22 protein-coding genes and 1 pseudogene are annotated in these 24502 nt (G+C 62.4%); 12 read left to right on the forward strand and 11 right to left on the reverse strand.

From position 1 onward, the window contains the following. Nucleotides 1-449: 449 nt before the first annotated feature. From nirB to ACLK1G_RS02295, 3 genes are all read left to right on the forward strand, one after another. A complete protein-coding gene (gene nirB, locus ACLK1G_RS02285) occupies nucleotides 450-3011 on the forward strand; it encodes a nitrite reductase large subunit NirB (RefSeq protein ID WP_420763928.1) in 2562 nt (853 codons plus the stop codon). Beyond that, nucleotides 3011-3382 carry a nitrite reductase small subunit NirD gene (nirD, locus tag ACLK1G_RS02290; protein ID WP_420763929.1) on the forward strand — a complete coding sequence of 124 codons (372 nt, stop codon included), beginning with the start codon at nucleotides 3011-3013 and terminating at the stop codon, nucleotides 3380-3382. The genes nirB and nirD overlap by 1 nt, the downstream gene beginning before the upstream one ends. A gap of 145 nt (nucleotides 3383-3527) precedes the next feature. Continuing rightward, the gene (locus ACLK1G_RS02295; protein ID WP_420763930.1) at nucleotides 3528-3968 is read left to right on the forward strand and encodes a CBS domain-containing protein; all 441 of its coding nucleotides are present in this window, start codon (nucleotides 3528-3530) and stop codon (nucleotides 3966-3968) included. A 41-nt stretch (nucleotides 3969-4009) separates the two neighbouring features. On the opposite strand, the gene ACLK1G_RS02300 is transcribed toward ACLK1G_RS02295, so the two are convergent. Genes ACLK1G_RS02300 through ACLK1G_RS02315 form a run of 4 tightly spaced genes read right to left on the reverse strand, consistent with a single transcriptional unit; the run spans nucleotide 4010 to nucleotide 8647 of the window. After that, nucleotides 4010-4492, reverse strand: coding sequence for a response regulator (locus tag ACLK1G_RS02300; RefSeq protein ID WP_420763931.1), 483 nt, complete (start codon nucleotides 4490-4492; stop codon nucleotides 4010-4012). Next, a complete protein-coding gene (locus ACLK1G_RS02305; RefSeq protein ID WP_420763932.1) occupies nucleotides 4489-6801 on the reverse strand; it encodes an ATP-binding protein in 2313 nt (770 codons plus the stop codon). The genes ACLK1G_RS02300 and ACLK1G_RS02305 overlap by 4 nt, the downstream gene beginning before the upstream one ends. Continuing rightward, nucleotides 6798-7466 (reverse strand): response regulator, encoded by a 669-nt coding sequence (locus tag ACLK1G_RS02310; protein ID WP_420763933.1) that lies wholly within the window; start codon nucleotides 7464-7466, stop codon nucleotides 6798-6800. The genes ACLK1G_RS02305 and ACLK1G_RS02310 overlap by 4 nt, the downstream gene beginning before the upstream one ends. Then, nucleotides 7463-8647 carry a sensor histidine kinase gene (locus ACLK1G_RS02315; protein WP_420763934.1) on the reverse strand — a complete coding sequence of 395 codons (1185 nt, stop codon included), beginning with the start codon at nucleotides 8645-8647 and terminating at the stop codon, nucleotides 7463-7465. Before ACLK1G_RS02315 ends, ACLK1G_RS02310 begins: the two co-directional genes overlap by 4 nt. 174 nt (nucleotides 8648-8821) lie before the next feature. Between ACLK1G_RS02315 and ACLK1G_RS02320 the strand changes: the two genes are divergently transcribed. After that, nucleotides 8822-9343, forward strand: a complete 522-nt coding sequence (locus tag ACLK1G_RS02320; protein WP_420763935.1) for an SgcJ/EcaC family oxidoreductase — start codon at nucleotides 8822-8824, stop codon at nucleotides 9341-9343. 89 nt (nucleotides 9344-9432) lie between these two features. Here the strand turns inward: ACLK1G_RS02320 and ACLK1G_RS02325 are convergent, their stop codons facing one another. Next, on the reverse strand, nucleotides 9433-9834 hold the full coding sequence (locus ACLK1G_RS02325; protein WP_420763936.1) for a hypothetical protein: 402 nt from the start codon (nucleotides 9832-9834) through the stop codon (nucleotides 9433-9435). 149 nt (nucleotides 9835-9983) lie between these two features. Between ACLK1G_RS02325 and ACLK1G_RS02330 the strand changes: the two are divergent. After that, nucleotides 9984-10199: pseudogene (locus tag ACLK1G_RS02330) on the forward strand (M42 family peptidase); the annotation flags it as partial. Nucleotides 10200-10365: 166 nt separating this feature from the next. Here the strand turns inward: ACLK1G_RS02330 and ACLK1G_RS02335 are convergent. Both ACLK1G_RS02335 and ACLK1G_RS02340 read right to left on the reverse strand, forming a co-directional pair. Further along, nucleotides 10366-10845 carry a nuclear transport factor 2 family protein gene (locus tag ACLK1G_RS02335; protein WP_420763937.1) on the reverse strand — a complete coding sequence of 160 codons (480 nt, stop codon included), beginning with the start codon at nucleotides 10843-10845 and terminating at the stop codon, nucleotides 10366-10368. Nucleotides 10846-10932: 87 nt separating this feature from the next. Then, nucleotides 10933-11499, reverse strand: coding sequence for a TetR/AcrR family transcriptional regulator (locus ACLK1G_RS02340; protein ID WP_420763938.1), 567 nt, complete (start codon nucleotides 11497-11499; stop codon nucleotides 10933-10935). A 124-nt stretch (nucleotides 11500-11623) separates the two neighbouring features. Between ACLK1G_RS02340 and pssA the strand changes: the two genes are divergently transcribed. The 7 genes from pssA (at nucleotide 11624) to ACLK1G_RS02375 (ending at nucleotide 19715) form a co-directional block, all read left to right on the forward strand. Beyond that, complete coding sequence (gene pssA, locus ACLK1G_RS02345) at nucleotides 11624-12967, forward strand: CDP-diacylglycerol--serine O-phosphatidyltransferase (RefSeq protein WP_420763939.1); 1344 nt, start codon at nucleotides 11624-11626, stop codon at nucleotides 12965-12967. Between the two features lie 11 nt (nucleotides 12968-12978). Next, a complete protein-coding gene (locus ACLK1G_RS02350; protein ID WP_420763940.1) occupies nucleotides 12979-13995 on the forward strand; it encodes an AraC family transcriptional regulator in 1017 nt (338 codons plus the stop codon). 153 nt (nucleotides 13996-14148) lie between these two features. Further along, entirely contained in the window at nucleotides 14149-15813 is a 1665-nt protein-coding gene (locus ACLK1G_RS02355; protein ID WP_420763941.1) for an AMP-binding protein, read from the forward strand. A gap of 16 nt (nucleotides 15814-15829) precedes the next feature. After that, nucleotides 15830-16591, forward strand: coding sequence for an SDR family NAD(P)-dependent oxidoreductase (locus ACLK1G_RS02360; protein WP_420763942.1), 762 nt, complete (start codon nucleotides 15830-15832; stop codon nucleotides 16589-16591). Nucleotides 16592-16602: 11 nt separating this feature from the next. Then, nucleotides 16603-17790, forward strand: a complete 1188-nt coding sequence (locus ACLK1G_RS02365; protein ID WP_420763943.1) for an acetyl-CoA C-acyltransferase — start codon at nucleotides 16603-16605, stop codon at nucleotides 17788-17790. 9 nt (nucleotides 17791-17799) lie between these two features. Beyond that, complete coding sequence (locus ACLK1G_RS02370; protein ID WP_420763944.1) at nucleotides 17800-18927, forward strand: acyl-CoA dehydrogenase; 1128 nt, start codon at nucleotides 17800-17802, stop codon at nucleotides 18925-18927. Nucleotides 18928-18941: 14 nt separating this feature from the next. After that, nucleotides 18942-19715, forward strand: coding sequence for an enoyl-CoA hydratase (locus ACLK1G_RS02375; RefSeq protein WP_420763945.1), 774 nt, complete (start codon nucleotides 18942-18944; stop codon nucleotides 19713-19715). Nucleotides 19716-19840: 125 nt separating this feature from the next. On the opposite strand, the gene ACLK1G_RS02380 is transcribed toward ACLK1G_RS02375, so the two are convergent. The 4 genes from ACLK1G_RS02380 to ACLK1G_RS02395 form a co-directional block, all read right to left on the reverse strand. Beyond that, on the reverse strand, nucleotides 19841-20992 hold the full coding sequence (locus ACLK1G_RS02380; RefSeq protein ID WP_420763946.1) for an acyl-CoA dehydrogenase family protein: 1152 nt from the start codon (nucleotides 20990-20992) through the stop codon (nucleotides 19841-19843). Between the two features lie 2 nt (nucleotides 20993-20994). Next, complete coding sequence (locus tag ACLK1G_RS02385) at nucleotides 20995-22101, reverse strand: enoyl-CoA hydratase/isomerase family protein (RefSeq protein ID WP_420763947.1); 1107 nt, start codon at nucleotides 22099-22101, stop codon at nucleotides 20995-20997. A gap of 133 nt (nucleotides 22102-22234) precedes the next feature. Beyond that, nucleotides 22235-22942, reverse strand: coding sequence for an HPP family protein (locus ACLK1G_RS02390; protein WP_420763948.1), 708 nt, complete (start codon nucleotides 22940-22942; stop codon nucleotides 22235-22237). Nucleotides 22943-23111: 169 nt separating this feature from the next. Continuing rightward, nucleotides 23112-24488 carry a UDP-glucose dehydrogenase family protein gene (locus ACLK1G_RS02395; protein WP_420763949.1) on the reverse strand — a complete coding sequence of 459 codons (1377 nt, stop codon included), beginning with the start codon at nucleotides 24486-24488 and terminating at the stop codon, nucleotides 23112-23114. Between the last annotated feature and the right edge of the window lie 14 nt (nucleotides 24489-24502).

The following is a 24502-nucleotide window of genomic DNA, read 5'->3' on the forward strand; positions in this document are numbered from 1 at the left end:
TTATTGTGAAAATCCCGGCTGGCGTAGGTTCAGGATTTTTTGCGGTCGGGCTCTCAGGGTTGCACTTATATGAAGCCGTCGGTGCCCGATCGCACCATCGCAAGGCAAAGGAACAGGCGGATGTCGCCCACGGGTTTCGGGTAGCCGAGCTGACCCCTTCGCGAGCAAACCCGCTCCCACAGGGGGCTGGCGGCGAATATGCGATTGCTGATGAGGTTTGGCACGCTCGCTGCAAGACCTTGTCCAGGCCCACCGTGAACACAATCGAGTGGGCAGCCCCGTCGGTCAACGAAGATCGAGCGCCAGCAGGCCGGGGGATAACGGTAGATCAGGGCGCAGCCGCCGGGTCGATACCGCACAGAACAGGCAAAGACGCCTGGAACCGCAAGGTTTCAGGCGTCTTTTTTTTGCTTTCAAAAAACCGTGATGGGCTTTTGTCGGGTGCTTTTATGAATTCCAACGTTGCTTCCCTGAACAAACTGCAAACGCTGATCGTGATCGGCAATGGCATGGTCGGCCATCACTGCGTCGAGCAACTGATCGAGCGCGGTGCCCTCAACCATTACCGCGTGCATGTCTTCAGCGAAGAGCCGATGCGGGCCTACGACCGCGTGCATCTGTCCGAATATTTTTCTGGGCGAGACGCCGAATCCCTGGCCCTTGGCGAAGCGACGTTGTACCAGACGCCGGGTGTGACGTTGCACCTGGGCGTGCCGGTATTGGAAATCGACCGCCAGGCGCGTGAGGTGGTCACCGCCACTGAACGCCTCGGCTATGACAAGCTGGTGCTCGCCACCGGTTCCTATCCGTTCGTGCCGCCGATCCAGGGCGCCGAGGGTGATTCTTGCCTGGTCTACCGCACCCTCGAAGACCTCGATGCGATCCGCGCCGCCGCCAGCAACGCCCGTCGTGGCGTGGTGGTCGGTGGCGGATTGTTGGGGCTGGAAGCGGCCAATGCCTTGAAAAGCCTCGGCCTGGAAGCTCACGTCGTGGAATTCGCCCCCCGGTTGATGCCCGTGCAATTGGACGAGCAAGGCGGCCTGGCACTCAAGGCGCGCATCGAGAAACTGGGCGTTGGCGTGCATTTGTCCAAGGGCACCCAATCGATCGGCGCGGGCGAGCAGTACCGTTATCGGATGAACTTCGGCAACGACGATTTCCTCGAAACCGACTTGATCGTGTTTTCCGCCGGTATTCGCGCCCAGGATGCGTTGGCCCGTCAATGCCAATTGCCGATCGGCCCCCGCGGTGGTGTGGTAATCGACGACCATTGCCAGAGCAGCGACCCGGACATTTACGCCATCGGCGAATGTGCGGCGTGGAACGGCAGCATTTTTGGCCTGGTCGCGCCGGGCTACCAGATGGCCCGCAACGTCGCGTCGCGCCTGTGCGGCGAAGCCGGCGAGGCGTTTACCGGCGCGGACATGTCCACCAAGCTCAAACTGCTGGGCGTGGACGTCGGCTCCATCGGCGACGCACACGGCAACACGCCGGGTTCGCGCAGCTTCCAGTTCATCGACGAAACCAGCGCCAGCTACCGTCGCCTGGTAATCGACGCTGACGGCAAGCGCGTGATCGGCGCGGTTTTGGTAGGCGACAACAGCTACTACGACACCTTGCTGCAGTACATGCAGAACGGCATCGCGTTGCCCAAGGACGCCGCCAGCCTGATCCTGCCGTCGTCCGAAGGCGCCCCGACACTGGGCCCGGCGGCTTTACCCGAAACCGCCACCCTCTGCTCGTGCCACAACGTCACCAAGGGGGCGGTCTGCTCGGCCATCGACGGCGGCTGCACCGATCTCGGCCAGCTCAAGTGCGACACTAAGGCCGGCACCGGTTGTGGCGGCTGCGCGGCGCTGGTCAAGCAAGTCTTCGAGCACGAACTGATCGCCCGCGGCGTCAGCGTCGACAAGAGCCTGTGCGAGCACTTCGCCTATACCCGCCAGGAACTGTATGCCCTGGTGCGCGTGGAAGGCATCATCAGTTTCGAAGAATTGCTCGCCAAACACGGTCGTGGCCACACCGGTTGCGACCTGTGCAAACCGGCCGTGGGCTCGATCCTGGCGTCGTGCTGGAACCAGCCGATCATGGACCCGCACCTGGTGCCGTTGCAGGACACCAACGACACCTTCATGGCGAACATGCAGAAGAACGGCACCTATTCGGTGGTGCCGCGCATCGCCGGTGGAGAAATCACCGCCGACAAACTGATCGCCATCGGCGTGGTTGCCAAGAAATACGACCTTTACACCAAGATCACTGGCGGCCAGCGCATCGACCTGTTCGGCGCGCAGCTGCACCAGTTGCCGGACATCTGGGCCGAATTGATCGAAGCCGGGTTCGAAACCGGCCACGCCTACGGCAAATCCACGCGCACGGTAAAATCCTGCGTGGGCAGCACCTGGTGCCGCTACGGCGTGCAGGACAGCGTGCAAATGGCCCTGACCATCGAGGATCGCTACAAAGGCCTGCGCTCGCCCCACAAGCTCAAGTTCGCGGTGTCTGGTTGCACCCGTGAGTGCGCCGAAGCCCAGAGCAAGGACGTCGGCGTGATCGCCACTGAAAAGGGCTGGAACCTCTATGTGGCCGGCAACGGCGGTATGCGTCCGCGTCACGCCGAACTGTTCGCCACCGACCTGGACGATGCGACGCTGATCCGTTACATCGACCGCTTCCTGATGTTCTACATCCGCACCGCCGACAAGCTGCAACGCACCTCGGTGTGGCGCGAGAGCCTGGAAGGTGGCCTGGACTATCTCAAGGACGTGATCATTCACGACAGCCTGGGCCTGGGCGCCGAGCTCGAAGCGCAGATGCAACTGGTGGTCGACCGCTACGAATGCGAATGGGCCAACGCCCTGAAGGACCCGGAAAAGCTCAAGCGCTTCCGCACCTTCGTCAACGACAAGCGCGGCGATCCGGACGTTCATTTCGTCCGCGAACGCGGCCAGCGCCGGCCGGTGCATGCCGGCGAACTTCACTTGATTCCCGTCACCGAGGAGGTGCTCTGATGAGCCAGCCAAACGTCGTTCGTATCGCCCAAGAATCCGTGCAATGGCGTGCCCTGTGCAGCCGCGAGGACCTGGTGCCCAACTCCGGCGTGGTCGCCTGGCACGACGGCAGCCAAGTGGCGCTGCTCTATCTCCCAGAGCATGCGGACAAGCCACTGTACGCCGTCGATAATCGCGATCCGAAGTCCGGCGCCAACGTCATCGGCCGCGGCCTGTTGGGCAATATCAAGGGCGAACTGGTCATTGCCTCGCCGATGTACAAACAGCATTTCCGCCTGGAAGACGGCCTTTGCCTGGAGTACCCGGAGCAGCGCTTGCGCGTCTGGCCGGTGCGCTTGAATGGCGATGTGGTGGAGATTGGCGAGGGCTGATTAGCTTGCCTGATTGTGGCGAGGGGATTTATCCCCGCTCGGTTGCGTAGCGACCGTAAGATTTTTTGGGCCGCTGCGCAGCCCAGCGGGAGCAAGCTCCCTCGCCACGACAGCGGCCACTTTTGTTTGAGATTGGGGATTAGTAATGAAGACCGCCGCGCAACTGGTAAGGCTCAAGAGCGTACAGAACCAGCGGGTCCACAGCATCGCACCGGATCAGACCGTGCTCGAAGCGTTGCAGATCATGGCCGAGAAAAATGTCGGTGCGCTGCCGGTGATCGAAGGCGGGCAGGTGGTGGGGGTGTTCAGCGAGCGGGACTACGCGCGCAAGATGGTCCTCAAGGGCCGTTCATCCGTGGGCACTGCGGTTCGCACCATCATGAGCACGCCGGTGATCACCGCCGACAGCCAGCAGAGCATCGACCGCTGCATGGCGGTCATGACCGACAGCCACCTGCGGCATTTGCCGGTGCTGGAAAACGGCGAGCTGATCGGGCTGTTGTCCATTGGCGACCTGGTCAAGGAAGCGATCGTCGAACAAGCGGACCTGATCCGGCAGTTGGAGCATTACATTCGCGGGCATTGAGCACCTGCTGTGCCCTTGTGGCAAGAGAGCCTGAAAGCCATTCAATCGCTTCCGTGCTGGGCCGCATCAGCGCTTGGCCGGTGCTGGCGCAACAATTCGATTTGTTGGGCGGGAATCAAGGTGCGCAAGGATTTATAGAGGGCGCGGGTTTCCAACAGGTTCCACACGCGCAACATGGTTTCCAGCGCATCGAGGGGTTTGCTGATGAAGTCGCGCGCGCCCAGCGCCAGGGCACGCAGGCGGGTGTCGCGGGTCGCGTCGGCCGTCAGGACCAGGATCGGCAGGTAATCATTGGCCGGGATCCGCCGGTTGAGCTGCTCCAGCACCGCGAAGCCATCGAACGCAGGCATGTGCAGGTCCAGGATGACCAGGTCCGGCTCGAAACTGTTGAACAGGTCAAGGGTGCGCAGCGGTTCGGTGCTGCTCAGTACATTGTGCAGCCCTTCGCGGGCGAGCAATTGCTCCATCAGATCCAGGTTGGGGCGCTGATCGTCGATGATCAGGATGCGCAGGTCGCGATTCATGCGGACTCCGGTAGATAACGCTCAAGGTGGCCAAGAAAGGCCTGGATATGAATGGGTTTGGTGAGGATCGCCGTGGCGCCGGCGTCAAGCAGGGCGCGGTGGGACAGGTCGCTGGCATCGGCGGTGATCATCAACACCGGCGTGTAGGCCGTGGTCGGGGATTGGCGCAGGCGGCGAAGAACTTCCAGGCCATCCAGATCGGGCAATGTCACGTCCAGCAGGATCAATTGCGGCGCGTGCTGGCGAGCCAGGTCGAGGCCCATCTGGCCTTGCATGCTGGACAGCAACTGAATGCCTGGACGGCGTTGCATCAGGGTCTCGATCAGGGCGAGGCTAGACAGGTTGTCCTCGATGCACAGCACCTTGCCGTCGAATTCGGTGCGTGGGCGTGCCACTTCCAGCGCAACCATGGGCGGCAGGTGAGCGCCGGATACCCGGGCGCCGGGCAGTCGCAAGGTGAAGCAACAGCCTTGTCCCGGATCGCTGCGTACTTGCAGGCTGCCTTGCATCATCTCCAGCAGGCTCTTGCTCAGCGAAAGGCCGAGCCCGGTGCCTTCGATCTGGGGATCCGCGCCGAGGCGCTCGAATGGCTTGAACAGCTGATCCAACAGCTCGGGGGCGATGCCACGCCCGGTGTCGCTGATGGCGATACTGACATGGGGAGCTTCAGCCGTGACCTCAATGCGTACTTCGCCACCCGGCTGGTTGTATTTGATGGCATTGGACAGCAAGTTCAGCAATACCTGCACCAGGCGCTGGCGATCGGCAAGCACGCCGCTGCCCTCGGGCAGCGATGCAAGCTCGGCCAGATGGATCCCGGCGTCGGCCGCCATCGGCGACACCAGCGTCAACGCTTCGTGCAGCACCGCCGGCAATCCGATCGGTTCGATGTTCAGGGGCAGGCGGCCAGCTTCGATCCGGGCGATGTCGAGTACCTCGTTGATCAACGCCAACAAGTGCTGACCGGCTCGCAGGATGTGGCTGACTTGCGGGCGCTGGCCGGCAATGGAATCCATGTCCAGCAGTTGCGCGAAGCCCAGGATTGAATTCAACGGCGTGCGCAGTTCATGACTCATGCGCGACAAGAACTCACTCTTGGCGCGACTGGCGCTTTCGGCTTCTTCACGGGCGGTGCGCAGGGCTATCTCGGCGGCACGTCGGTCGGTGATGTCCCGAGTGATCTTGGAGAAGCCTCGCAGGGCGCCGGTGCTGTCGTATTGGGCGGTAATCACCACGCTGGCCCAGAAACGACTGCCGTCCTTGCGGCATCGCCAGCCTTCTTCCATGTAATGACCTTCGCGGGTGGCCGCGAGCAAGGCCATGTTTGGATGCGCCGGGCATTCTTCGGCCAGGTAGAACAACGAGAAATGCCGGCCGAGCACTTCCTGTTCGGTATAGCCCTTGATCCGTTCGGCGCCGACGTTCCAAGTGATCACGTGGCCTTGGGCGTCCAGGGCGAAGATCCCGTAGTCCTTCACCCCATCGATGATCAGCCGCAGGCGTTCTTCGTTGTCGCGCAAGGCTCGTTCGCGCTCGGCCAATAATTGCCCAGCCTCCACCAGGCGCGTGCCCAACTGGCCGATCTCATCGCGCTCCGGTGGTTGTGGCAACAGCGGTTGGCCCAGCGCCAGACGCTGGGCGTTGCCTTGCACCTTCTGGACCCGGGCGACGATGCCCTTGGACAGGAACAGCACTGCAACGATGGCGCCGAACAGTCCGCACAGCGCCGCCAGCAGAGTCGCGAACAACAGGCGCATGCGCGTAGCGGAAGCGGCGGCGCTGCGGTCGGTGAGCAGGGCGTCCTCACGGATACGCATGGCGCTGATCTGCTCGCGCAGCACGTCCAGCACTTGTTTGTTTTCGATCAGGATGGCGGTGATGGTCGCGGTGTCGTCGCCTTTGCCGGTGCGCAGGGAGACCAGTCCGTTGAGCTTTTCAGTGATCAGCGGTGTGATGGTCTTGAGGTGCTCGCGCATTCTGGCGTCGCGGATATTATGATCCAGGCGTTGCAGTGCGGCCTGGATCTTTGGGGTGGCCTGTTCGTAGCCGGGCAGGAAATCTTCGCGGCGGGTCAGCAGGTAACCGCGCACGCTGGCGGCTGCTTCGGCCAGTAGGGTGTGCACCGCCTGGATGTCGCCCTGTACCAGCAGCACCCGGCGCACATCCTCTTCGGCGCGTGCGGTCTGGCGCTCGGTGATGTAGATCAGCACCAGTGACAGCAACAGGACAACCAGCGGCAGGGAAATCACCACCAATGCCTTGCCCCGCAAGGGCAGGTCGGCCCAGCGACGGGCCGCGAGGATCTTCATGGCCATTGCCCCGTCGGTTGCGCGACCAACCCCAGGGCGACACCGCGCACCGCGGCCTGGGTGCGGTCGGCGGCGCCAAGCTTGCCGATGACCCGCTCGACATGGGCCTTTGCGGTGCCGGGGGCGATGCCGAGTTTTTCGCCGATTTCACGATTGCTGAAACCACTGGCGACCAGGCCGAGCACCTGCCGCTCACGGGCGGTCAGGGCCTGGACCTGAGTTGTTCCTCCGGCGCCGCGCTCGGCCATGCGCCGCAAGAGGCGGGCACTGACCGAGCTGTTCAAGGCTTCCTCTCCCTGGGCGACCCTTCTGAGCGCATCGATCAACTCGGCGCGACTGGCATCCTTGAGCAGATAACCGACGGCGCCCGCGCCGATGGCCGCTTCCAGGTGGTCGGGGCTGTCGTCCATGGTGAAAATCATGACCTTGAGCTGCGGCTGGCGTTGTTTCAGGATGCGCGCCGCGCCGAGGCCATTGAGCACCGGCATGCGAATATCCAGGATCGCGATGTCCGGTTGCAGCTGCTGGCACAAATCGAGCGCCTCCTGGCCGTCTCTGGCCTGGCCGACCACCTCGAAGCCCTCGATACCGCAAAGCATTGAAATGAAACCGGTGCGGGTCACTTCGTGATCATCGGCCAACAGCACGCGCAGAGGACGGTTCATGATTGGACTCCATGGGTTGGCAGGGGCACGCTGGCCAACAGCCGAGTACCACCGTTGCGTTCGCTGCGACAGTCCAGATGGCCTCCCAGGAGGCTGGCACGTTCCTGCATGGCCGCCAGGCCCAGGTGGCTGGAGCCATTGCTTTCGATGGGCGGTTCGAGGGCAAACCCGCGGCCATCGTCCTCGACCCGCAACGTTGCCCGTCCGTCACGCACCACCAAGCCAAGGCAAACATGCCTGGCCTGGGCATGCTTGAGGATATTGTTGATGCCTTCCTGGGCGATGCGGAACAGGGCAATCTCGGCGTTTCCCGACAGCCGCGCAGCGCTGTGCTCGACCCAATCCACCGTCAGCCCGGCGTCACGCAGGCGATCGGCTTCCTTGTCGATGGCGGTGTACAAGCCAAAATCGTCCAGTACATGGGGGCGAAGGCCGCCGATCAACTGCCGGCTCTCGCCGACGCAACGCTGGGCCAGGTCGAGGATGGCCTGGTGTTCGCTGTCCAGCGTCGACGACAGCGGCGGGCAGCGGCCGGCGAAACCTTGCAGGCGCTGATGCAGCCCCGCGAGGTTCTGCGCAAGGCCATCGTGAAGGTCATAGGCCACGCGCTTGCGTTCGTCTTCCTGGGCGCTGAATAGCCGATGGACCAGCTCGGACATGGTCCGCTCACGGGCTTGCAGCGCCTGGAGCAGCCGGCTGTTTTCCAGGTGCGCCGCCAGCAGCGTCGCGAGCAATTGCAGCGACTCGATGTCCTCGTTGTCGGGGGCCCCGAGGGGCACGCTGTTACCCAGCAGCAGGGCACCGAACACGATGCCGTCCGCGCCTCGCAGCGGCACGCGCAGAACCTGCGCCAGGGTTTTCCCCGGACAGTCCAACCACTGCGGTTCGGGCGCCGACGGCTGCGCGAGCTGGGCAAGCAAATCGAGCCCATCGCCGCTGCCGTGACTGGCAACGGTTTGCAACGTGGCTTGCGGCGTCCACTCCAGCAACAAGCCATGGTCCATGGCGACGAATGCGCACGCTCGCTGCACCGCGCGCTCGCGCATTTGCGCCAAGGGCAGGCGGGTCAATTCGTGCCCGGTGCCCAACAGAAGGCCCAAACGTGCCGCGCGGCTTTGCGACTGGCGGTATTGGCTGCGGATCGCCAGGGCGCTGCCAGGGTCGTGGGGTGGGCTTTGCATGGGGGAACTCCAGCGTGGACGTGAACCGGCCTGGTTCGCGATGGCGACATTAGACCTTGGGATCGGCACCTGGCCTATCTGCCGAATGGCATAGGCGATCAGCACCGGTTGGCCGATGGCGAGCGCTACGGGGATCGGCAAAGTGGGGCCATTGAAACCCAAAGGACCACAACGATGAAAATGAAAACCTGTGCCATCGCCGCTTTTTTCGTGCTGGCTGCTCCCTTTGTCCAGGCTGCGGAGACCGCGCCGTTCGTCTATCGCACCGTCGTCGAGCAACCGCAAAAGCAAACCGACCGGGAAATAGCGGGGCTTTTCGACCGCTGGAACGCAGCACTGCAAACCGGCAGCGCCAGCGCGGTGACCGCCCTCTACGCGCCGGATGCGGTATTGCAACCGACTGTTTCCAACAAGGTGCGCAGCACACCGGACCAGATCCAGGATTACTTCGTGCACTTCCTGGCGGCCAAGCCGGTCGGGGTAATCAACTACCGGGAGATCCGTCACCTAGGCGCCGACGCTGCGATGGACAGCGGGGTCTACACGTTCACGCTGACCCAGGCCGACGGTTCCAAGCGAGAGGTCCAGGCGCGGTACACCTTCCTCTATGAACGACTCGACGGGCAGTGGAAAATCATCAACCATCACTCATCGGCCATGCCTGAAGTGCCCAAGACCCTCCACGCCAGCCATTGAGACCGCCGGTGCCTTTGTGGTCGAAGGCGCCGAAGTGGAGGTATATCCGTTACCAGGATGACGGATATACAAACCGGCCAAGAGCAGCCTCAACCACCCCGAAACAGATCCCGCGAGTCCAGCAACCGCCAGGCAATCTCAGGCCGCTTCTCCAGCCCCCGGCGAATCGCAGCCGGGATCGACTGGCGAATCTTGCGGCACAGCCCCGGCTGCTCCTGGAATTCGATGGCAATACCGCGCATCGTCCGAACCTCGTTATAGCCGGGCTCGATGGTTACCCGCACACCCAGGTTCTCGAACAACCGCTGCTGCAACCGTTCAAGCTCGTCCAGGCTCTGGATATTTTCCAGTCGCTCAAGCAGGCGTTTCTCTTCCTGGCGATTCAGGCAAAGGATGCGCAGATCGCTGCCCGGCGTTTGCAGCAACGCATCACGCCCGCAATCACAGACACCAGGCGGGCAGGGGGGACGGATGGGCATCGACGCGGTCATGGGCTCCACAAGCTCTGCAACACGACAAACCGCCTTCGGCGTAGGGACGATCCAGGCAATGTGATGCCTGACGGCGTGTCGGTCAACCCTTCGGGAAGGCCGCCTGTCCGCGCTTCATGGGGGCCGCTCGTCAGTTTCGCCAGGGCGGCGAAACCTGGGGCGACCCGGCGGGCAATGTCATCGGGCTGATCAAGGGCGCCAGGCCGGGCACGAAGACGAATCAGTCGATCCGGATCATGGCGCACCTGGACGAGATCGCCATGCTGGTCAAGCGCATCGAGTCCGACGGCACGTTGCGAGTGGTGGCCCTGGGCGGTGTCAATCCGATCAATTTCGGGGTCTGCCCCGTGGATATTCTCGGCGACCGGGATTCATTCCTGACGTGTTGGAATTCTTGTTGAATCGACGTAGTGCCTGACGCCACGGGGATCAATGTGGGAACGAACCTGCTCGCGAAGGCGGCGGCCCATCCAATATTGCATTGGCTGATACACCGCATTCACGAGCAGGCTCGCCCCCACAAGGGTTTGGTTACAGCCCCAGCTCAGAAAGGCCTGGGTGATCGTCCGGCCGACGTCCCAGCGGCCAATGAAATTTACGTTCGCTTTCCTTGATCGGCATGTCATTGATGCAGGCGTAGCGGTTGGCCATCAGGCCGTTCTCATCGAATTCCCAATTTTCATTGCCGTAGGAGCGGAACCAGTTGCCCGAGTCGTCGTGCCATTCATAGGCGTAGCGCACGGCAATACGGTTGCCAGTAAAGGCCCAGAGCTCCTTGATAAGCCGGTAGTCGAGTTCCTTGGCCCACTTGCGGGTCAAAAAGGCCTTCGCTTCTTCCCGGTTATGGGCGAATTCAGCGCGGTTACGCCATTGAGTATCGAGAGTGTAGGCCAGCGATACTTTCTGCGGGTCACGACCGTTCCAGCCGTCTTCGGCCAGGCGAACTTTTTCGATAGCTGTTTCACGGGTGAAAGGTGGCAGCGGTGGGCGAACTACGGCAGAGGACGACATGGCCAATCTCCAGATAATGAACGTGGGTTGCACGATTGCTTTACAGCGAGGGTCTTTACGAGCGGTCCTGCGGTTTACACGTGTTGCTTATTCAATCGCCAACAACATCTTCAGGACGTCTTGGGCCTGATCGGCAGCATCGTGATCGCCCATGACGAGCGCGAGGGTAATGGCGCCGTCAATCAGGATGAGCAGCTGTCGGGCAAGCACGTGCGGCTGCTCAATACCCTGTTCGGTACACAAGCGGGTCACATACTCGAGCAATGCCTGTTTGTGCATTTTCGCAACCTGGCGGACCGGGTCCTGAGGGTCGCCGGTTTCGCCGCTGGTGTTGATGAATGCACAACCACGGAAGCCTTCGCTCTGGAACCAGCCCTTGAGCACGGGAAACAGGCTGAGCAAACGTGCGAGGGGTGTCGGCGCCTTGCCCACTTCGCTGCTGAACCACTGCATCCAGCGTTCATCACGGCGCTTGAGCGCCGCGACGACGAGCTCCTCCTTGTTGGCGAAGTAGCGGTAGATACTCTTCCTGGAGACGCCGGCGGTTTTTACCAGAAGATCCATGCCGGTGGCCGCGATGCCACTTCTGTAGATCAACTTTTCGGCGACATCAAGGATGATGTCTCGTGTTTCAGTGCCAGTGATTTCGTTCATGCGACCTAAAGTAGAACGGTCATTCTCCTTGGTCAAATATTTTTTCATCTCGACGGGGAGACCCCAAGCCACGCGTCATGGTGTAAGCTCATCGGTTCTTCGGAATCGACTTTTTGCGAGCCCTATGCCGTCGCTTTTCAAACGTTCCTTGCTGCCCAAGCTGCGCAGCTTTCCACTCACCGCCGACGCCGTGACGATCCTCGACGGTGCCGCCGAGTTTCGCCGTTGCCTGCTTGAGAAAATCGCCCAGGCCACCCAGCGCATCTACATCGTCGCCCTCTACCTGCAAGAGGACGAGGCCGGCCAGGAAATCCTCGATGCCTTGCATGCCGCCAAAACCGCACGTCCCGAACTGGACATTGCGGTGGTGGTGGACTGGTTGCGGGCGCAACGTGGGCTGATCGGGGCCAAAAAACAGCCGGGCAACTCGGCGTGGTATCAAAAACAGACCCGCGCCCATGCCAGCGAAGTGCCGATCTACGGCGTGCCGGTGCAGACCCGCGAGCTGTTCGGGGTACTGCACCTCAAAGGCTTCGTGATCGACGACTGTGTGCTCTACAGCGGTGCGAGCCTCAACAACGTCTACCTGCACAAGTTCGACAAGTACCGCTACGACCGTTATCACCTGCTGCAGAACGCCCCGCTAGCCGATTCGATGCATCATCTGGTGCAACATGGCCTGATCGCCTCCAGGGCCGTGCATCGCCTCGACCTGCCGGACCTGCCCAGCACCCGCAGTTTGCGCAAGGACATCGGCGACCTGCGCAGCCGCCTCAAGTACGCGGCCTACGACACCACGGCGGGCAGCCTCGACAAGAATGGCCTGTCGGTGAGCCCGTTGCTGGGCGTCGGCAAGAACAACCCGCTGAGCAGGGTGATCGGTGAACTGATCGCCGGCAGCCGCAAGCAACTGACCATCTGCACGCCGTATTTCAACCTGCCATTGGCTGTGACGCGGGAAATCAACCGTGCCCTGGCTCGCGGCGTGCGAATCGACATCATCGTTGGCGACAAGACCGCCAACGATTTTTATATTCCTGCGAGCGAGCCGTTCAAGATCATCGCCGCGTTGCCCTACCTGTACGAAATCAGCCTGCGTCGCTTCGCCAAGCGGCACCAGCGCTACATCGACAGCGGCCAGTTGAACCTGCACCTGTGGCGAGACGGCGACAATACCTACCACCTCAAGGGCATGTGGGTGGACGAGCGCTATACCTTGCTCACCGGCAACAACCTCAACCCACGGGCGTTTCGCCTGGACCTGGAAAATGCCCTGTTGCTGGACGATCCCAAGGGCGAGTTGTCGGGACCGCGCCAGGCCGAGCTCGAGCGGATCTATCGGCACACCCAGCGAATCGAACGCTACCTGGACCTGGAAACCCTGCCGGATTACCCCGCAGCGGTGGGCAAGTTCCTCAAGCGCGTCAGCCGGGTGCGAATAGAGCGTCTGCTTTACCGGATCCTGTGAAAACCCAGGCCATGTCGGAAAAAGACACCATCTCGGTCCAGTTGGTGCGCGAAGCACTGCTGCAAAGCTGTGCCCCTGGCGCTGCGACCGACGAGGTGCTGCGCAAAGTCGGCATCGACCCGGCGTTGCTCGGCGATGCCCAGGCGCGGGTCCCGGCCCATGCCTATGCGCAGCTTTGGCGCCTGCTGGCGAGGCGCCTGGATGATGAATTTTTCGGTATGGACCCGCGTAAGCTCAAGTCCGGCAGCCTGGCCTTTCTGTGCCGCTGCGCCATGGCCCAGCCGACATTGGCGTCCGGGCTGACGGCGGGGCTGGGGTTCCTTTCGCTGATGCTCGAACACCTGCCGGCGCAATGGGCTCGCCAACAAAGCCTGGCGGAAATTGTCCTGCTCGAAGAAGACCAGACACCGCGCCGGGCCTTCACGTATTTCACCTATTGGATGATCGTCCATGGCGTGGCCTGCTGGCTGGCCGGGCGACGCATTCCGATCCTGTCCGTCGAGTTGCGGTGCCCGCAGCCCGACTTCTGTGATGATTACCGCGTCATGTTCTCCCAGAACCTGCGCTTCGACCGGCCCCGTACGCGGATGATCTTTTCCGCCGACTGCCTGGACCTGCCCATCCGCCGCAGTCCCGAGGAGCTCAAGCGCTTCCTGGCCCAGGCACCGGCGAATATCCTGGTCAAGTACCGCGACCCGCAAAGCCTCTCCAGCCGCATTCGCCATGACCTGCGCCAGCTGCCCGCCGAGCAGTGGCCGGAAACCGAGGCCCTGGCCCAGCGGTTATGCGTTTCCGCCTCGACCCTGCGCCGACGCCTGGCAGAGGAGGGGCAAACCTACCAGGGCCTCAAGGACGGCGTCCGCAAGGAGCTGGCCATTGCCTGGCTGGCCGAACCTTCCATCAGTTTCGTGGAAATCGCCTCGCGCCTGGGGTTCGCCGACGCCAGTTCGTTCTACAAGGCGTTTCGCAAGTGGTCCGGGTCCAATCCTGGGCACTATCGCAGCTTGATTCTCAACGAGGCGGGCTGACGGCCCGCACAGCCAACGCCTACTTTGGTCCATGGCCAAACCAGTCAAGCAACTTGAAGGCTTTGACCATTGCCGCGCCGCCTCTTCGGCGCGAGTATTTCCCTGCTATTCACGGTTCCCCCCACCAATAAAAAGTACAGAGGGATTCTGGTCATGCGCGATTATTCGTCCGCCACGTCGCAGTTCGATTACCTGAACACCGTCAATGCCTCGTTGCACGGCTCGCTCGAAGCGCTCAATGCCTGCGTCGAATGCTGCGACAGGCACACCTTGCCGGGGCGCATCGCCTTGTTTTGGGAGGGCCGTGACGGCAGTGACGCGACCTGGACTTACCGTGACCTGCAGGACAACGCGGCGCGCTTCGCCAATTTCCTGCGCGCCCAGGGCGTCGGCAAGGGTGACAGGGTGGCCGGCCTGTTGCCGCGCACTGCCGAATTACTGATCGTGGTGCTCGCCACCTGGCGCATCGGCGCGGTGTACCAGCCGCTGTTCACCGCGTTCGGCCCGAAAGCCATCGAACACCGCCTCGGCAGCTCCGGGGCACGGGTTGTGGTCACTGACGCCGTCAACCGTCCAAAACTCACTGAGGTTGCCGATTGCCCCATCGTCGTCACGGTCGGCGGGAAAAAGGGCGAGGGAATCGTTCGTGGCGATTTCAGCTTCTGGGCCGAAGTCGCCAATCAGCCCAACCAGTGCGAACCCCTGATGCTGACTGGCGAAGACCCGTTCCTGCTGATGTTCACCTCCGGCACCACCGGCCCGGCCAAGGCGTTGTCGGTGCCGCTCAAGGCGATCGTGGCGTTCCAGAGCTACATGCGCGACGCCGTGGACCTGCGCCCCGAAGACGCGTTCTGGAACGTTGCCGATCCCGGCTGGGCCTACGGCATCTATTTTGGCGTGACCGGGCCTTTGGCGATGGGGCATCCGATCACGTTCTACGACGGCCCGTTCACCCTGGACAGCACCTGCCGGGTCATCAATAAATACGGGATCACCAACCTCGCGGGCTCGCCAACGGCCTATCGCCTGCTGATCGCTGGCGGCGAGCAGTTCGCCCGCTCAATCAAAGGCAAGCTGCGCATCGTCAGCAGCGCCGGCGAGCCGCTGAATCCGGAAGTGATCCGCTGGTTCGCCGACAACCTGGACGTGGTGATCCACGACCATTACGGCCAGACTGAACTGGGCATGGTGCTGTGCAATCACCACGGCCTCAAGCATCCGGTGCACCAGGGCGCCGCGGGTTTTGCCTCGCCGGGCCATCGCATCGTGGTGCTGGATGAAAGCAATCAGGAGTTGGGGGTCGGCCAACCGGGCATTCTTGCGGTCGACCGTAGTCAGTCACCCATGTGTTGGTTCGCCGGCTACCAGGGCGGGCCGACCAAGGCCTTCGTCGGCGATTATTACCTGAGTGGCGACACCGTCGAGTTCAATCCGGACGGCAGCATCAGCTTCGTCGGGCGCAGCGATGACGTGATCACCACGTCCGGCTATCGCGTTGGCCCGTTCGATGTGGAAAGCGCGTTGATCGAGCATCCGGCGGTGGTCGAAGCTGCCGTGGTCGGCAAGCCCGATCCGGAACGTACCGAGCTGGTCAAAGCCTTTGTGGTGCTCAGCGCCCAGTACCGCGCCGCGCCAGAGCTGGCCGAAGAACTGCGGCTGCACGTGCGCAAGCGCCTCGCTGCCCATGCGTATCCGCGAGAAATCGAATTTGTCAGCGACTTGCCGAAAACCCCAAGCGGCAAATTGCAGCGCTTTATCTTGCGCAACCAAGAAATCGCCAAAGCTCAAGAGGCTGCGGCGAAGAACGTTTCAGCTTGAATCCAAGGAAACCATGATGCAGATCGACAACAAGATATTCCTCGTCAGCGGTGGCGCTTCCGGCCTCGGCGCGGCCACCGGTGAAATGCTGGTCAAGGCCGGCGCCAAGGTGATGCTGCTGGACCTCAACGCCGACGCCGTGGCCGCCCAGGCGCAAAGGCTTGGCTGCCAGAGCGTGGTCGCGGACATCAGCAACGAAGCAGCCGCCGAAGCGGCGGTCAAGGCCACGGTCGATGCGTTTGGTGGCCTCAACGGCTTGGTCAACTGTGCAGGGATCGTGCGCGGCGAGAAGATCCTCGGCAAGAACGGTCCTCACGCCCTCGCCAGTTTCAGCCAGGTGATCAACGTCAACCTGATCGGCAGTTTCAACCTGTTGCGCCTGGCCGCTGCGGCCATTGCCGAAACCGAAGCCAACGCCGACGGCGAGCGCGGTGTGATCATCAATACCGCGTCGGTGGCGGCCTTCGACGGCCAGATCGGCCAGGCAGCCTATGCCGCATCCAAGGGTGCGATCGCCAGCCTGACCCTGCCGGCCGCCCGTGAGCTGGCACGCTTCGGCATCCGTGTGATGACCATCGCGCCGGGCATTTTCGAAACCCCGATGATGGCCGGCATGACCCCGCAAGTGCGCGACTCCCTGGCCGCCGGCGTGCCGTTCCCGCCGCGCCTGGGCAAACCCGCCGAGTACGCGGCGCTGGTCCGGCATATCATTGAAAACAGCATGCTCAACGGCGAGGTAATCCGTCTCGACGGCGCCTTGCGCATGGCCGCCAAATAGGAGGATTTGTCATGTCCCATGATCCGATTGTCATCGTCAGCGCTGTCCGCACCCCGATGGGCGGCTTCCAGGGCGAACTCAAAAGTCTGACCGCGCCGCAGCTGGGTTCCGCCGCCATCAAGGCTGCCGTGGAGCGTGCCGGCATCGCACCGGACACGGTTGAAGAAGTGTTGTTCGGGTGTGTGCTCGCCGCAGGCCAAGGCCAGGCGCCGGCACGGCAGGCAGCCCTCGGCGCCGGGCTCGACAAATCGACCCGTTGCACCACACTCAACAAGATGTGCGGTTCGGGCATGGAAGCAGCGATCCTCGCCCATGACATGCTCGTCGCCGGCAGCGCCGACGTCGTGGTGGCGGGCGGCATGGAAAGCATGTCCAACGCCCCGTATCTGCTGGACCGTGCTCGCGCCGGCTTGCGCATGGGCCACGGCAAGGTGCTGGACCACATGTTCCTCGACGGCCTCGAAGACGCCTACGACAAGGGGCGCCTGATGGGCACCTTTGCCGAAGACTGCGCCGAGGCCAACGGCTACAGCCGTGAGGCCCAGGATGCCTTCGCCATCGCGTCCACCACCCGCGCGCAACAGGCAATCGAGGATGGCAGTTTCGATGCCGAAATCGTGCCGTTGCAGGTCATGGTCGGCAAGGAACAGGTCACCGTGCGCCACGACGAGCAACCGCCCAAGGCACGCATCGACAAGATCCCCACGCTCAAACCGGCGTTCCGCGAAGGCGGTAGCGTGACGGCGGCCAACTCCAGCTCGATTTCCGATGGCGCGGCAGCCCTGGTGATGATGCGCCAGAGCCAGGCGCAACAGCGCGGCTTGAAACCTTTGGCGGTCATCCATGGCCATGCGGCCTTTGCCGACGCCCCGGGCCTGTTTCCCACGGCGCCGATTGGCGCGGTCAAGAAGCTGATGGGCAAGACTGGCTGGTCGCTGGACGAGGTTGATCTGTTCGAAGTCAACGAAGCTTTTGCCGTGGTGGGCGTGGTAACGATGGACAAGCTGGAAATCCCCCATGACAAGGTCAACGTCCATGGGGGCGCCTGCGCCTTGGGCCATCCGATCGGTGCATCCGGCGCACGGATCCTGGTGACCTTGTTGTCGGCCCTGCGCCAGAAGGGCCTCAAGCGCGGCGTCGCGGCCATCTGCATCGGCGGCGGCGAAGCCACGGCCATGGCCGTTGAATGCCTGTATTAAGGAACTGCCATGCTCCCGACTGAAGAACAGACACAAATCCGCGACATGGCTCGGCAATTCGCCCAGGAGCGTTTGAAACCGTTCTCGGCTGAATGGGACCGCGAGCATCGTTTTCCCAAGGAGGCCATTGGTGAAATGGCCGAGCTGGGCTTTTTCGGCATGTTGGTGCCGGAACAGTGGGGCGGCTGCGACACCGGTTACCTGGCCTACGCGATGACGCTGGAAGAAATCGCCGCCGGCGACGGCGCGTGCTCGACCATCATGAGTGTGCACAACTCGGTGGGTTGCGTGCCGATCCTGAAATTCGGCACTGACGAGCAGAAAGCCAGGTTCCTCACACCCCTGGCCAGCGGCACGATGCTCGGCGCCTTTGCCCTGACCGAGCCTCAGGCCGGCTCCGACGCCAGCAGCTTGAAGACCAGGGCGCGGTTGGAGGGCGACCATTACGTGCTCAACGGCAGCAAGCAGTTCATCACGTCCGGGCAGAACGCTGGGGTGGTCATCGTGTTTGCGGTCACCGATCCGAGCGCCGGCAAGCGCGGTATCAGTGCTTTCATCGTGCCCACCGACTCGCCGGGCTACAGCGTGGCGCGGGTCGAAGACAAACTCGGCCAGCACGCCTCCGACACTTGCCAGATCCTCTTCGAGGACCTGAAGGTGCCCGTCGCCAATCGGCTGGGAGAAGAGGGCGAGGGCTACAAGATCGCCCTGGCGAACCTGGAAGGCGGGCGGGTCGGCATTGCCGCGCAGTCGGTGGGCATGGCCCGCGCGGCATTCGAAGCGGCGCGCGACTATGCCCGTGAGCGCCAGAGTTTCGGCAAACCGATTATCGAACATCAGGCCGTGGCGTTCCGTCTGGCCGACATGGCGACTCAGATCGCCGTGGCACGGCAGATGGTTCATCATGCCGCAGCCCTGCGCGATGGCGGCCAGCCGGCGCTGGTGGAAGCATCCATGGCCAAACTGTTCGCCTCGGAAATGGCCGAGAAGGTCTGCTCCATGGCGCTGCAAACCCTGGGCGGCTACGGTTACCTCAACGATTTCCCGCTGGAGCGCATCTACCGCGACGTGCGGGTCTGCCAGATTTACGAAGGCACCAGCGATATCCAGCGCATGGTCATTTCGCGCAATCTTTGAACAAGGAATCCTGCATGAATTACGAAACGATTTTGTTGGAGATCAAGGACCGCGTCGGCCTGATCACGCTAAACCGTCCTCAGGCGCTGAATGCGCTCAACGCGCAGATTGTCAGCGAGCTGAACCAGGCGCTGGACAGCCTGGAGGCGGACCCGCAGATCGGTTGCATCGTGCTGACCGGCTCGAAAAAAGCCTTCGCCGCCGGCGCCGACATCAAAGAAATGGCCGAGCTGACCTACCCGCAAATCTATTTGGACGATCTGTTCAGCGACAGCGACCGCGTTGCCAATCGCCGAAAGCCGATCATTGCGGCGGTGAACGGTTTTGCCTTGGGCGGCGGGTGTGAATTGGCGTTGATGTGCGACTTCATCCTGGCGGGTGACAACGCCAAGTTCGGCCAGCCGGAAATCAACCTCGGCGTGCTGCCGGGCATGGGCGGCACCCAGCGTCTGACCCGCGCCGTGGGCAAGGCCAAGGCTATGGAAATGTGCCTCACCGGGCGTTTTATCGATGCGGTCGAGGCCGAGCGTTGCGGCATCGTTGCGCGGATCGTGCCGGCTGATGAGCTGCTGGACGATGCAATGAAGACGGCGGCACTGATCGCCTCCAAGTCCGTGCCTATCAGCATGATGATCAAGGAAAGCGTCAATCGCGCTTTTGAAGTCAGCCTGTCCGAAGGCGTGCGTTTCGAGCGGCGGGTATTCCACGCCGCGTTTGCGACACAGGACCAAAAGGAAGGCATGGCGGCGTTCGTGGCCAAGCGTGCGGCGGCGTTCCAGGACAAGTAAGGCGGCGTTCCGACTGACCCCATCGCGAGCTAGCTCGCCCCCACAGTAGATCTGAGGTGTACGCGCCATTGCGTACGCCTCCAAACCCTGTGGGAGCGAGCTAGCTCGCGATGTTTTTCCCGCCGTTACGCCAGGTAGTGCTTGAGTTCGCGGGCAATGACCATGCGTTGTATTTCGCTAGATCCTTCGTAGATCTGGGTAATCCGCGCATCCCGGTAGTAGCGCTCCACCGGATAATCCTCCAGATACCCGTACCCCCCGTGGATCTGTATCGCCGACGAGCAGACTTTCTCGGCCATTTCCGAAGCAAACAGCTTGGCTTGCGACGCTTCCGACAAGCACGGTTTGCCAGCGCTGCGCAGGCGCGCGGCATGGAGGATCAGCAGGCGGGCGGCGTTCAGGCGGGTGTGCATGTCGGCCAGCAGGTTGGCGATGCTTTGGTGCTCGATGATCGGCTTGTCGAACTGAACACGATCGCGGGAGTAGGCCAATGCCGCTTCGAACGCTGCGCGGGCGATGCCTAGTGCCTGGGCGGCAATGCCGATGCGACCGCCTTCGAGATTGGAGAGCGCAATGGCCAGGCCTTTGCCTCGAGCACCCAGCAGATTGGCCTCGGGCACGGTGCAGTTGCTCAATGTCACCGCGCAGGTGTCGGAAGCGCGAATGCCCATTTTGTGTTCGGAGCGATCGACGTTGAAGCCCGGGGTATCGGTCGGCACCAGGAACGCCGAGATGCCTTTCTTGCCCAGGTCCGGGTCGGTCACAGCGAAGACGATCGCCAGCTTCGCCCGTTTGCCATTGCTGACGAACTGCTTCGCGCCGTTGATCACCCATTGGCCGTCCCGCAGCTCGGCGCGGGTGCGCAGGTTGTGGGCTTCGGAGCCGGCCTGGGGTTCGGTCAGGCAAAAGCAGCCAATCGCCTGGCCGCTGGCAAGATCCGCCAGCCACGTCTGCTTCTGCTCTTCGGTGCCGAAATTGAGGACCGGCCCGCAACCCACCGAGTTATGAATGCTCATCAATGCGCCCGTCGCACCGTCGCCAGCGGAGATTTCTTCCACGGCGAGGGCGTAGGCCACGTAATCGACATAGGTGCCGCCCCATTCCTCCGGCACGACCATGCCCAGCAGGCCCAACTCGCCCATCTTCGCCACCAGGCTGTCGTCGATCCACCCGGCTTTCTCCCAGGCCTGAGCGTGGGGCGCGATTTCACCGCGGGCGAAGTCACGGGCCATGTCGCGGATCATCACTTGTTCTTCGGTCAGCTCGAGGTCTTGCATGATCAATTCCCGTGGTAGTCGAGGCCGTCGAAGAAACTCGCCACGACCGAGGCGTCCAGCGCCTCCAGGGTCGGCGGGTTCCAGCGCGGGCGCTTGTCTTTATCGATCAGCAAGGCGCGTACGCCTTCGATCAGGTCACCGCGCTCGAACCATTGGCGGTCCAGGTGCAGCTCGAGGGCGAAACAGTCTTCCAGGCTCAAATGACGGCCGCGACGCAACATTTCCAGGGTCACCGCCATGGCCAACGGCGAGCGGGTTTCCAGCAGATTGGCGGTTTCCATCGCCCAATCATGGCTGTTGGCAACCGTGACCTGACGCAACTGCTCGACCATGCTCGGCACATCGGGCAGAGCGAAGAAATGGTCGATGACGGACCGCAAATCGGCGAGGGGCGGGGCAGGTAGCTGTTGAACCGCCATTTTTGCCAGCAGGCTTTGCAAGTCCTTGAGTGGGGTATCGCGCCACTCCAGTCGATCGAGACGCTCATCGAGCTGGGCAAGCTTGCGGCTATCGAGGTACCAGTCGGCGAGCCCACAGTACAACGCGTCGGCGGCGCGGATGTGCACACCACTGACGCCCAGGTAGATCCCCAGCTCACCGGGAATGCGCGGCAGGAAATAACTGCCGCCCACGTCCGGGAAATAACCGATGGACACTTCAGGCATGCCCAGGCGAGTGCGCTCGGTCACTACCCGCAGGTCGGCGCCTTGCGCCAGGCCCATGCCGCCGCCCAGCACGAAACCGTCCAACAGGGCCAGAATGGGCTTGCGATAGTGGTGGATGGTCAAGTCGAGGGCGTATTCCTCGACGAAGAAGTCTTCATGCAGGGTATCGCCCTGCTTGTGGCTGTCGTACAGCGAGCGGATATCACCGCCGGCACAGAACGCCTTGTCGCCGGCACCGCGAAGGACCACCGCGCGAATCTGCGCATCCTGCGCCCAGGCATCGAGTTGCTGTTGCATGCTGCGCACCATGCCCAAGGTAAGGGCATTGAGGCCGGCGGGGCGGTTCAGGGTCAAGTGGCCAATGTGGTTGCGGACGTCGAACAGCACCTCGTATGGCGCGGTCTCGACGCCGTCCGCAGCTTGGGATGAAACCTGAGCTGTCATCGCTAACTCCCTGCTTTTATTGTCTTTATAAATAATGTCGCGCGTACCCGATCGGGATCGTAACAGTGCAAATTTGCATTGCACAACCGGGATACGTGCAGGTCCTGTCTGCATATTTATAGCAGCCACAGGCTCAACCGCGACCCGACAGCACCTGCGTGATGCTGCGGCGCTTGGCATGGCGCTCGCTGGCGTGGATCAATTGTTCGAGATCCTCGGGAGTTACGTCGAAGAATGCTTCCATTTCCTCGAGCGCAAGCTTCAAGTCTTCGGCGGTGATGGCCTGGCGATCCACGGGCGGGTGGTCGGCCGGAATGGCGGCGACCGGCTCGCTGGCGCGCTTGGGGTAGCGTACGCGCGTCAGGTTGTTGTAGGCCAATGCGAAGGCGAGCAGACCGGAGCCGGCCAGCATCGAAGCGCCAAGCGCCTGCCAATCCAGGGCAATGATCGAATGATCCGCCAGCACCAGCGTGGCCGCCAAGGCCCCCGCCGGCGGGTGCAGGCAACGCAGCCAGCACATCAGAACCAGCGCCATGCCCGCTGCGAGGCAAGCGCTGCCCAGTGTTCGGCCGAGCACATGGGCGACCAGCAACGCCACGACTGAAGCACAGAGGTAACCGCCAAAAATCGACCAAGGCTGGGCCAGGGCGCCCGACGACACGGCGAACAGCAATACCGCCGAGGCCCCGAGAGGGCCGATCAGGTGTTGCGCCACTTCGAGGCCAAACACCTGGCCGCAGAGCCAGACACTGAACATTGTTCCTAAAGCCATGCCGATCGCGGCACGGCTCCATTCGGTGGGACGGGTATTGATAGCAGCGGGGAACCAGCGAGAAAACATTAAGCGGAGATCCAAAAAGCCAACAAAAAAAGGGGCTTACGGGAGAATCCCAGAAAGCCCTTTAAGCGTTCCAACATTTGGGGGAGGAACGGAGCACAGTGTGCCGTTCGGCTCTCTTGCTTACAAATTCATATTAATGCTGGTTGAGTTCATTTATTTTGCAGTTTGATCAAGCGCTTCTGGCTTGTAACCAAGGCTGGTGGGCAATGGGCAAGCTGCATGACTGTCCGCGGCCCATCGGGAAATAGACGAAACCTCTGTCCGCCATGCGTTCCGGTTCATAGAGGTTTCGCCCATCAAAAATCACCGGTGCGTTCAGGCGCTGCCGGATCAGCTGGAAATCGGGGGCCTTGAACGACTGCCATTCGGTGCAGATGATCAACGCATCGGCGCCGGCCAGGACTGACTCTGGCGTTCCCATCAGCATCAGTTTCGGCTCGTTGGGGTAGAGCAGCTGGGTCTGTTGCATTGCTTCGGGGTCAAACGCGCGGACGTTGGCCCCAGCCGCCCACAACGCTTCCAGGAGCATGCGACTGGGGGCGTCGCGCATGTCGTCGGTGTTGGGCTTGAAGGCCAGGCCCCACAGGGCAAAGGTCTTGCCGTGCAAGTCGCCCTGGTAGTAAGCATTGATGCGTTCGAACAGTTTGTGTTTCTGCCGCAGATTGATGGACTCCACCGCCTGCAGCAGGTCACTGGCGCAATGGGCTTGCTGCGCTGTATGGATCAAGGCCCGCATGTCTTTGGGGAAGCACGAACCGCCGTAGCCGCAACCGGGATAAATGAAGTGATAGCCGATGCGCGAGTCGGCCCCTATGCCCTGGCGCACCGACTCGATGTCGGCACCGAGGTGTTCGGCCAGTTCGGCGATCTGGTTGATGAAGCTGATTTTGGTCGCCAGCATGCCGTTGGCCGCGTATTTGGTCAGCTCGGCGCTGCGCACGTCCATGAACAGGATCCGGTCGTGGTTGCGGTTGAATGGCGCATACAGCTCGCGCATGGTTTCCCGAACTTCCTCACGCTCACAGCCGATCACGATGCGATCGGGACGCCGGCAATCGGAGACCGCGGAGCCCTCCTTGAGGAATTCGGGATTGGACACGACATCGAATTGCAGCAGGCGCCCGGCCTTGAGCAGGCACTTATCGATGTGGGCGCGCAGGATATCGCCAGTGCCCACCGGCACGGTGGACTTTTCCACCACCACCAGCGGCTGTTCGCCGTAGCGGGCAACGGCTTCAGCGACGGCGAGGACTTGGCGTAAGTCCGCCGAGCCGTCTTCCCTGGACGGCGTGCCGACGGCGATGAACACGACCTGCCCATGCCGGACGGCCATTTGTTCGTCGCTGGTAAAACGTAAGCGCCCGGCATCGAGCCCCTCGCGTACCAGCGTCGCCAGGCCGGGTTCGAAAATACTCACCTGGCCCTGGCGCAGGTTCTCGATCTTTTGCTCGTCGATGTCCATGCACACCACGTCATGACCGACCTCGGCCAACACGACGGCTTGCACCAATCCAACGTAACCACTGCCGAACACGCTGATCTTCATGGCGAACTCCCTGG

This window comes from Pseudomonas algeriensis, from assembly GCF_048847255.1.
GTDB lineage: Bacteria > Pseudomonadota > Gammaproteobacteria > Pseudomonadales > Pseudomonadaceae > Aquipseudomonas.

Coding starts and splice junctions, on each gene's coding strand:
- ACLK1G_RS02325 (WP_420763936.1), bottom strand. CDS start 9,834: ATGACCGCGTCGATGCCCATCCGTCCCCCCTGCCCGCCTGGTGTCTGT.
- ACLK1G_RS02305 (WP_420763932.1), bottom strand. CDS start 6,801: ATGAAGATCCTCGCGGCCCGTCGCTGGGCCGACCTGCCCTTGCGGGGC.
- ACLK1G_RS02380 (WP_420763946.1), bottom strand. CDS start 20,992: ATGCAAGACCTCGAGCTGACCGAAGAACAAGTGATGATCCGCGACATG.
- pssA (WP_420763939.1), top strand. CDS start 11,624: ATGCCGTCGCTTTTCAAACGTTCCTTGCTGCCCAAGCTGCGCAGCTTT.
- ACLK1G_RS02355 (WP_420763941.1), top strand. CDS start 14,149: ATGCGCGATTATTCGTCCGCCACGTCGCAGTTCGATTACCTGAACACC.
- ACLK1G_RS02335 (WP_420763937.1), bottom strand. CDS start 10,845: ATGTCGTCCTCTGCCGTAGTTCGCCCACCGCTGCCACCTTTCACCCGT.
- ACLK1G_RS02295 (WP_420763930.1), top strand. CDS start 3,528: ATGAAGACCGCCGCGCAACTGGTAAGGCTCAAGAGCGTACAGAACCAG.
- ACLK1G_RS02365 (WP_420763943.1), top strand. CDS start 16,603: ATGTCCCATGATCCGATTGTCATCGTCAGCGCTGTCCGCACCCCGATG.
- ACLK1G_RS02370 (WP_420763944.1), top strand. CDS start 17,800: ATGCTCCCGACTGAAGAACAGACACAAATCCGCGACATGGCTCGGCAA.
- ACLK1G_RS02395 (WP_420763949.1), bottom strand. CDS start 24,488: ATGAAGATCAGCGTGTTCGGCAGTGGTTACGTTGGATTGGTGCAAGCC.
- ACLK1G_RS02300 (WP_420763931.1), bottom strand. CDS start 4,492: ATGAATCGCGACCTGCGCATCCTGATCATCGACGATCAGCGCCCCAAC.
- nirB (WP_420763928.1), top strand. CDS start 450: ATGAATTCCAACGTTGCTTCCCTGAACAAACTGCAAACGCTGATCGTG.
- ACLK1G_RS02320 (WP_420763935.1), top strand. CDS start 8,822: ATGAAAATGAAAACCTGTGCCATCGCCGCTTTTTTCGTGCTGGCTGCT.
- ACLK1G_RS02390 (WP_420763948.1), bottom strand. CDS start 22,942: ATGTTTTCTCGCTGGTTCCCCGCTGCTATCAATACCCGTCCCACCGAA.
- ACLK1G_RS02350 (WP_420763940.1), top strand. CDS start 12,979: ATGTCGGAAAAAGACACCATCTCGGTCCAGTTGGTGCGCGAAGCACTG.
- ACLK1G_RS02310 (WP_420763933.1), bottom strand. CDS start 7,466: ATGAACCGTCCTCTGCGCGTGCTGTTGGCCGATGATCACGAAGTGACC.
- ACLK1G_RS02375 (WP_420763945.1), top strand. CDS start 18,942: ATGAATTACGAAACGATTTTGTTGGAGATCAAGGACCGCGTCGGCCTG.
- ACLK1G_RS02340 (WP_420763938.1), bottom strand. CDS start 11,499: ATGAACGAAATCACTGGCACTGAAACACGAGACATCATCCTTGATGTC.
- ACLK1G_RS02315 (WP_420763934.1), bottom strand. CDS start 8,647: ATGCAAAGCCCACCCCACGACCCTGGCAGCGCCCTGGCGATCCGCAGC.
- ACLK1G_RS02360 (WP_420763942.1), top strand. CDS start 15,830: ATGCAGATCGACAACAAGATATTCCTCGTCAGCGGTGGCGCTTCCGGC.
- ACLK1G_RS02385 (WP_420763947.1), bottom strand. CDS start 22,101: ATGACAGCTCAGGTTTCATCCCAAGCTGCGGACGGCGTCGAGACCGCG.
- nirD (WP_420763929.1), top strand. CDS start 3,011: ATGAGCCAGCCAAACGTCGTTCGTATCGCCCAAGAATCCGTGCAATGG.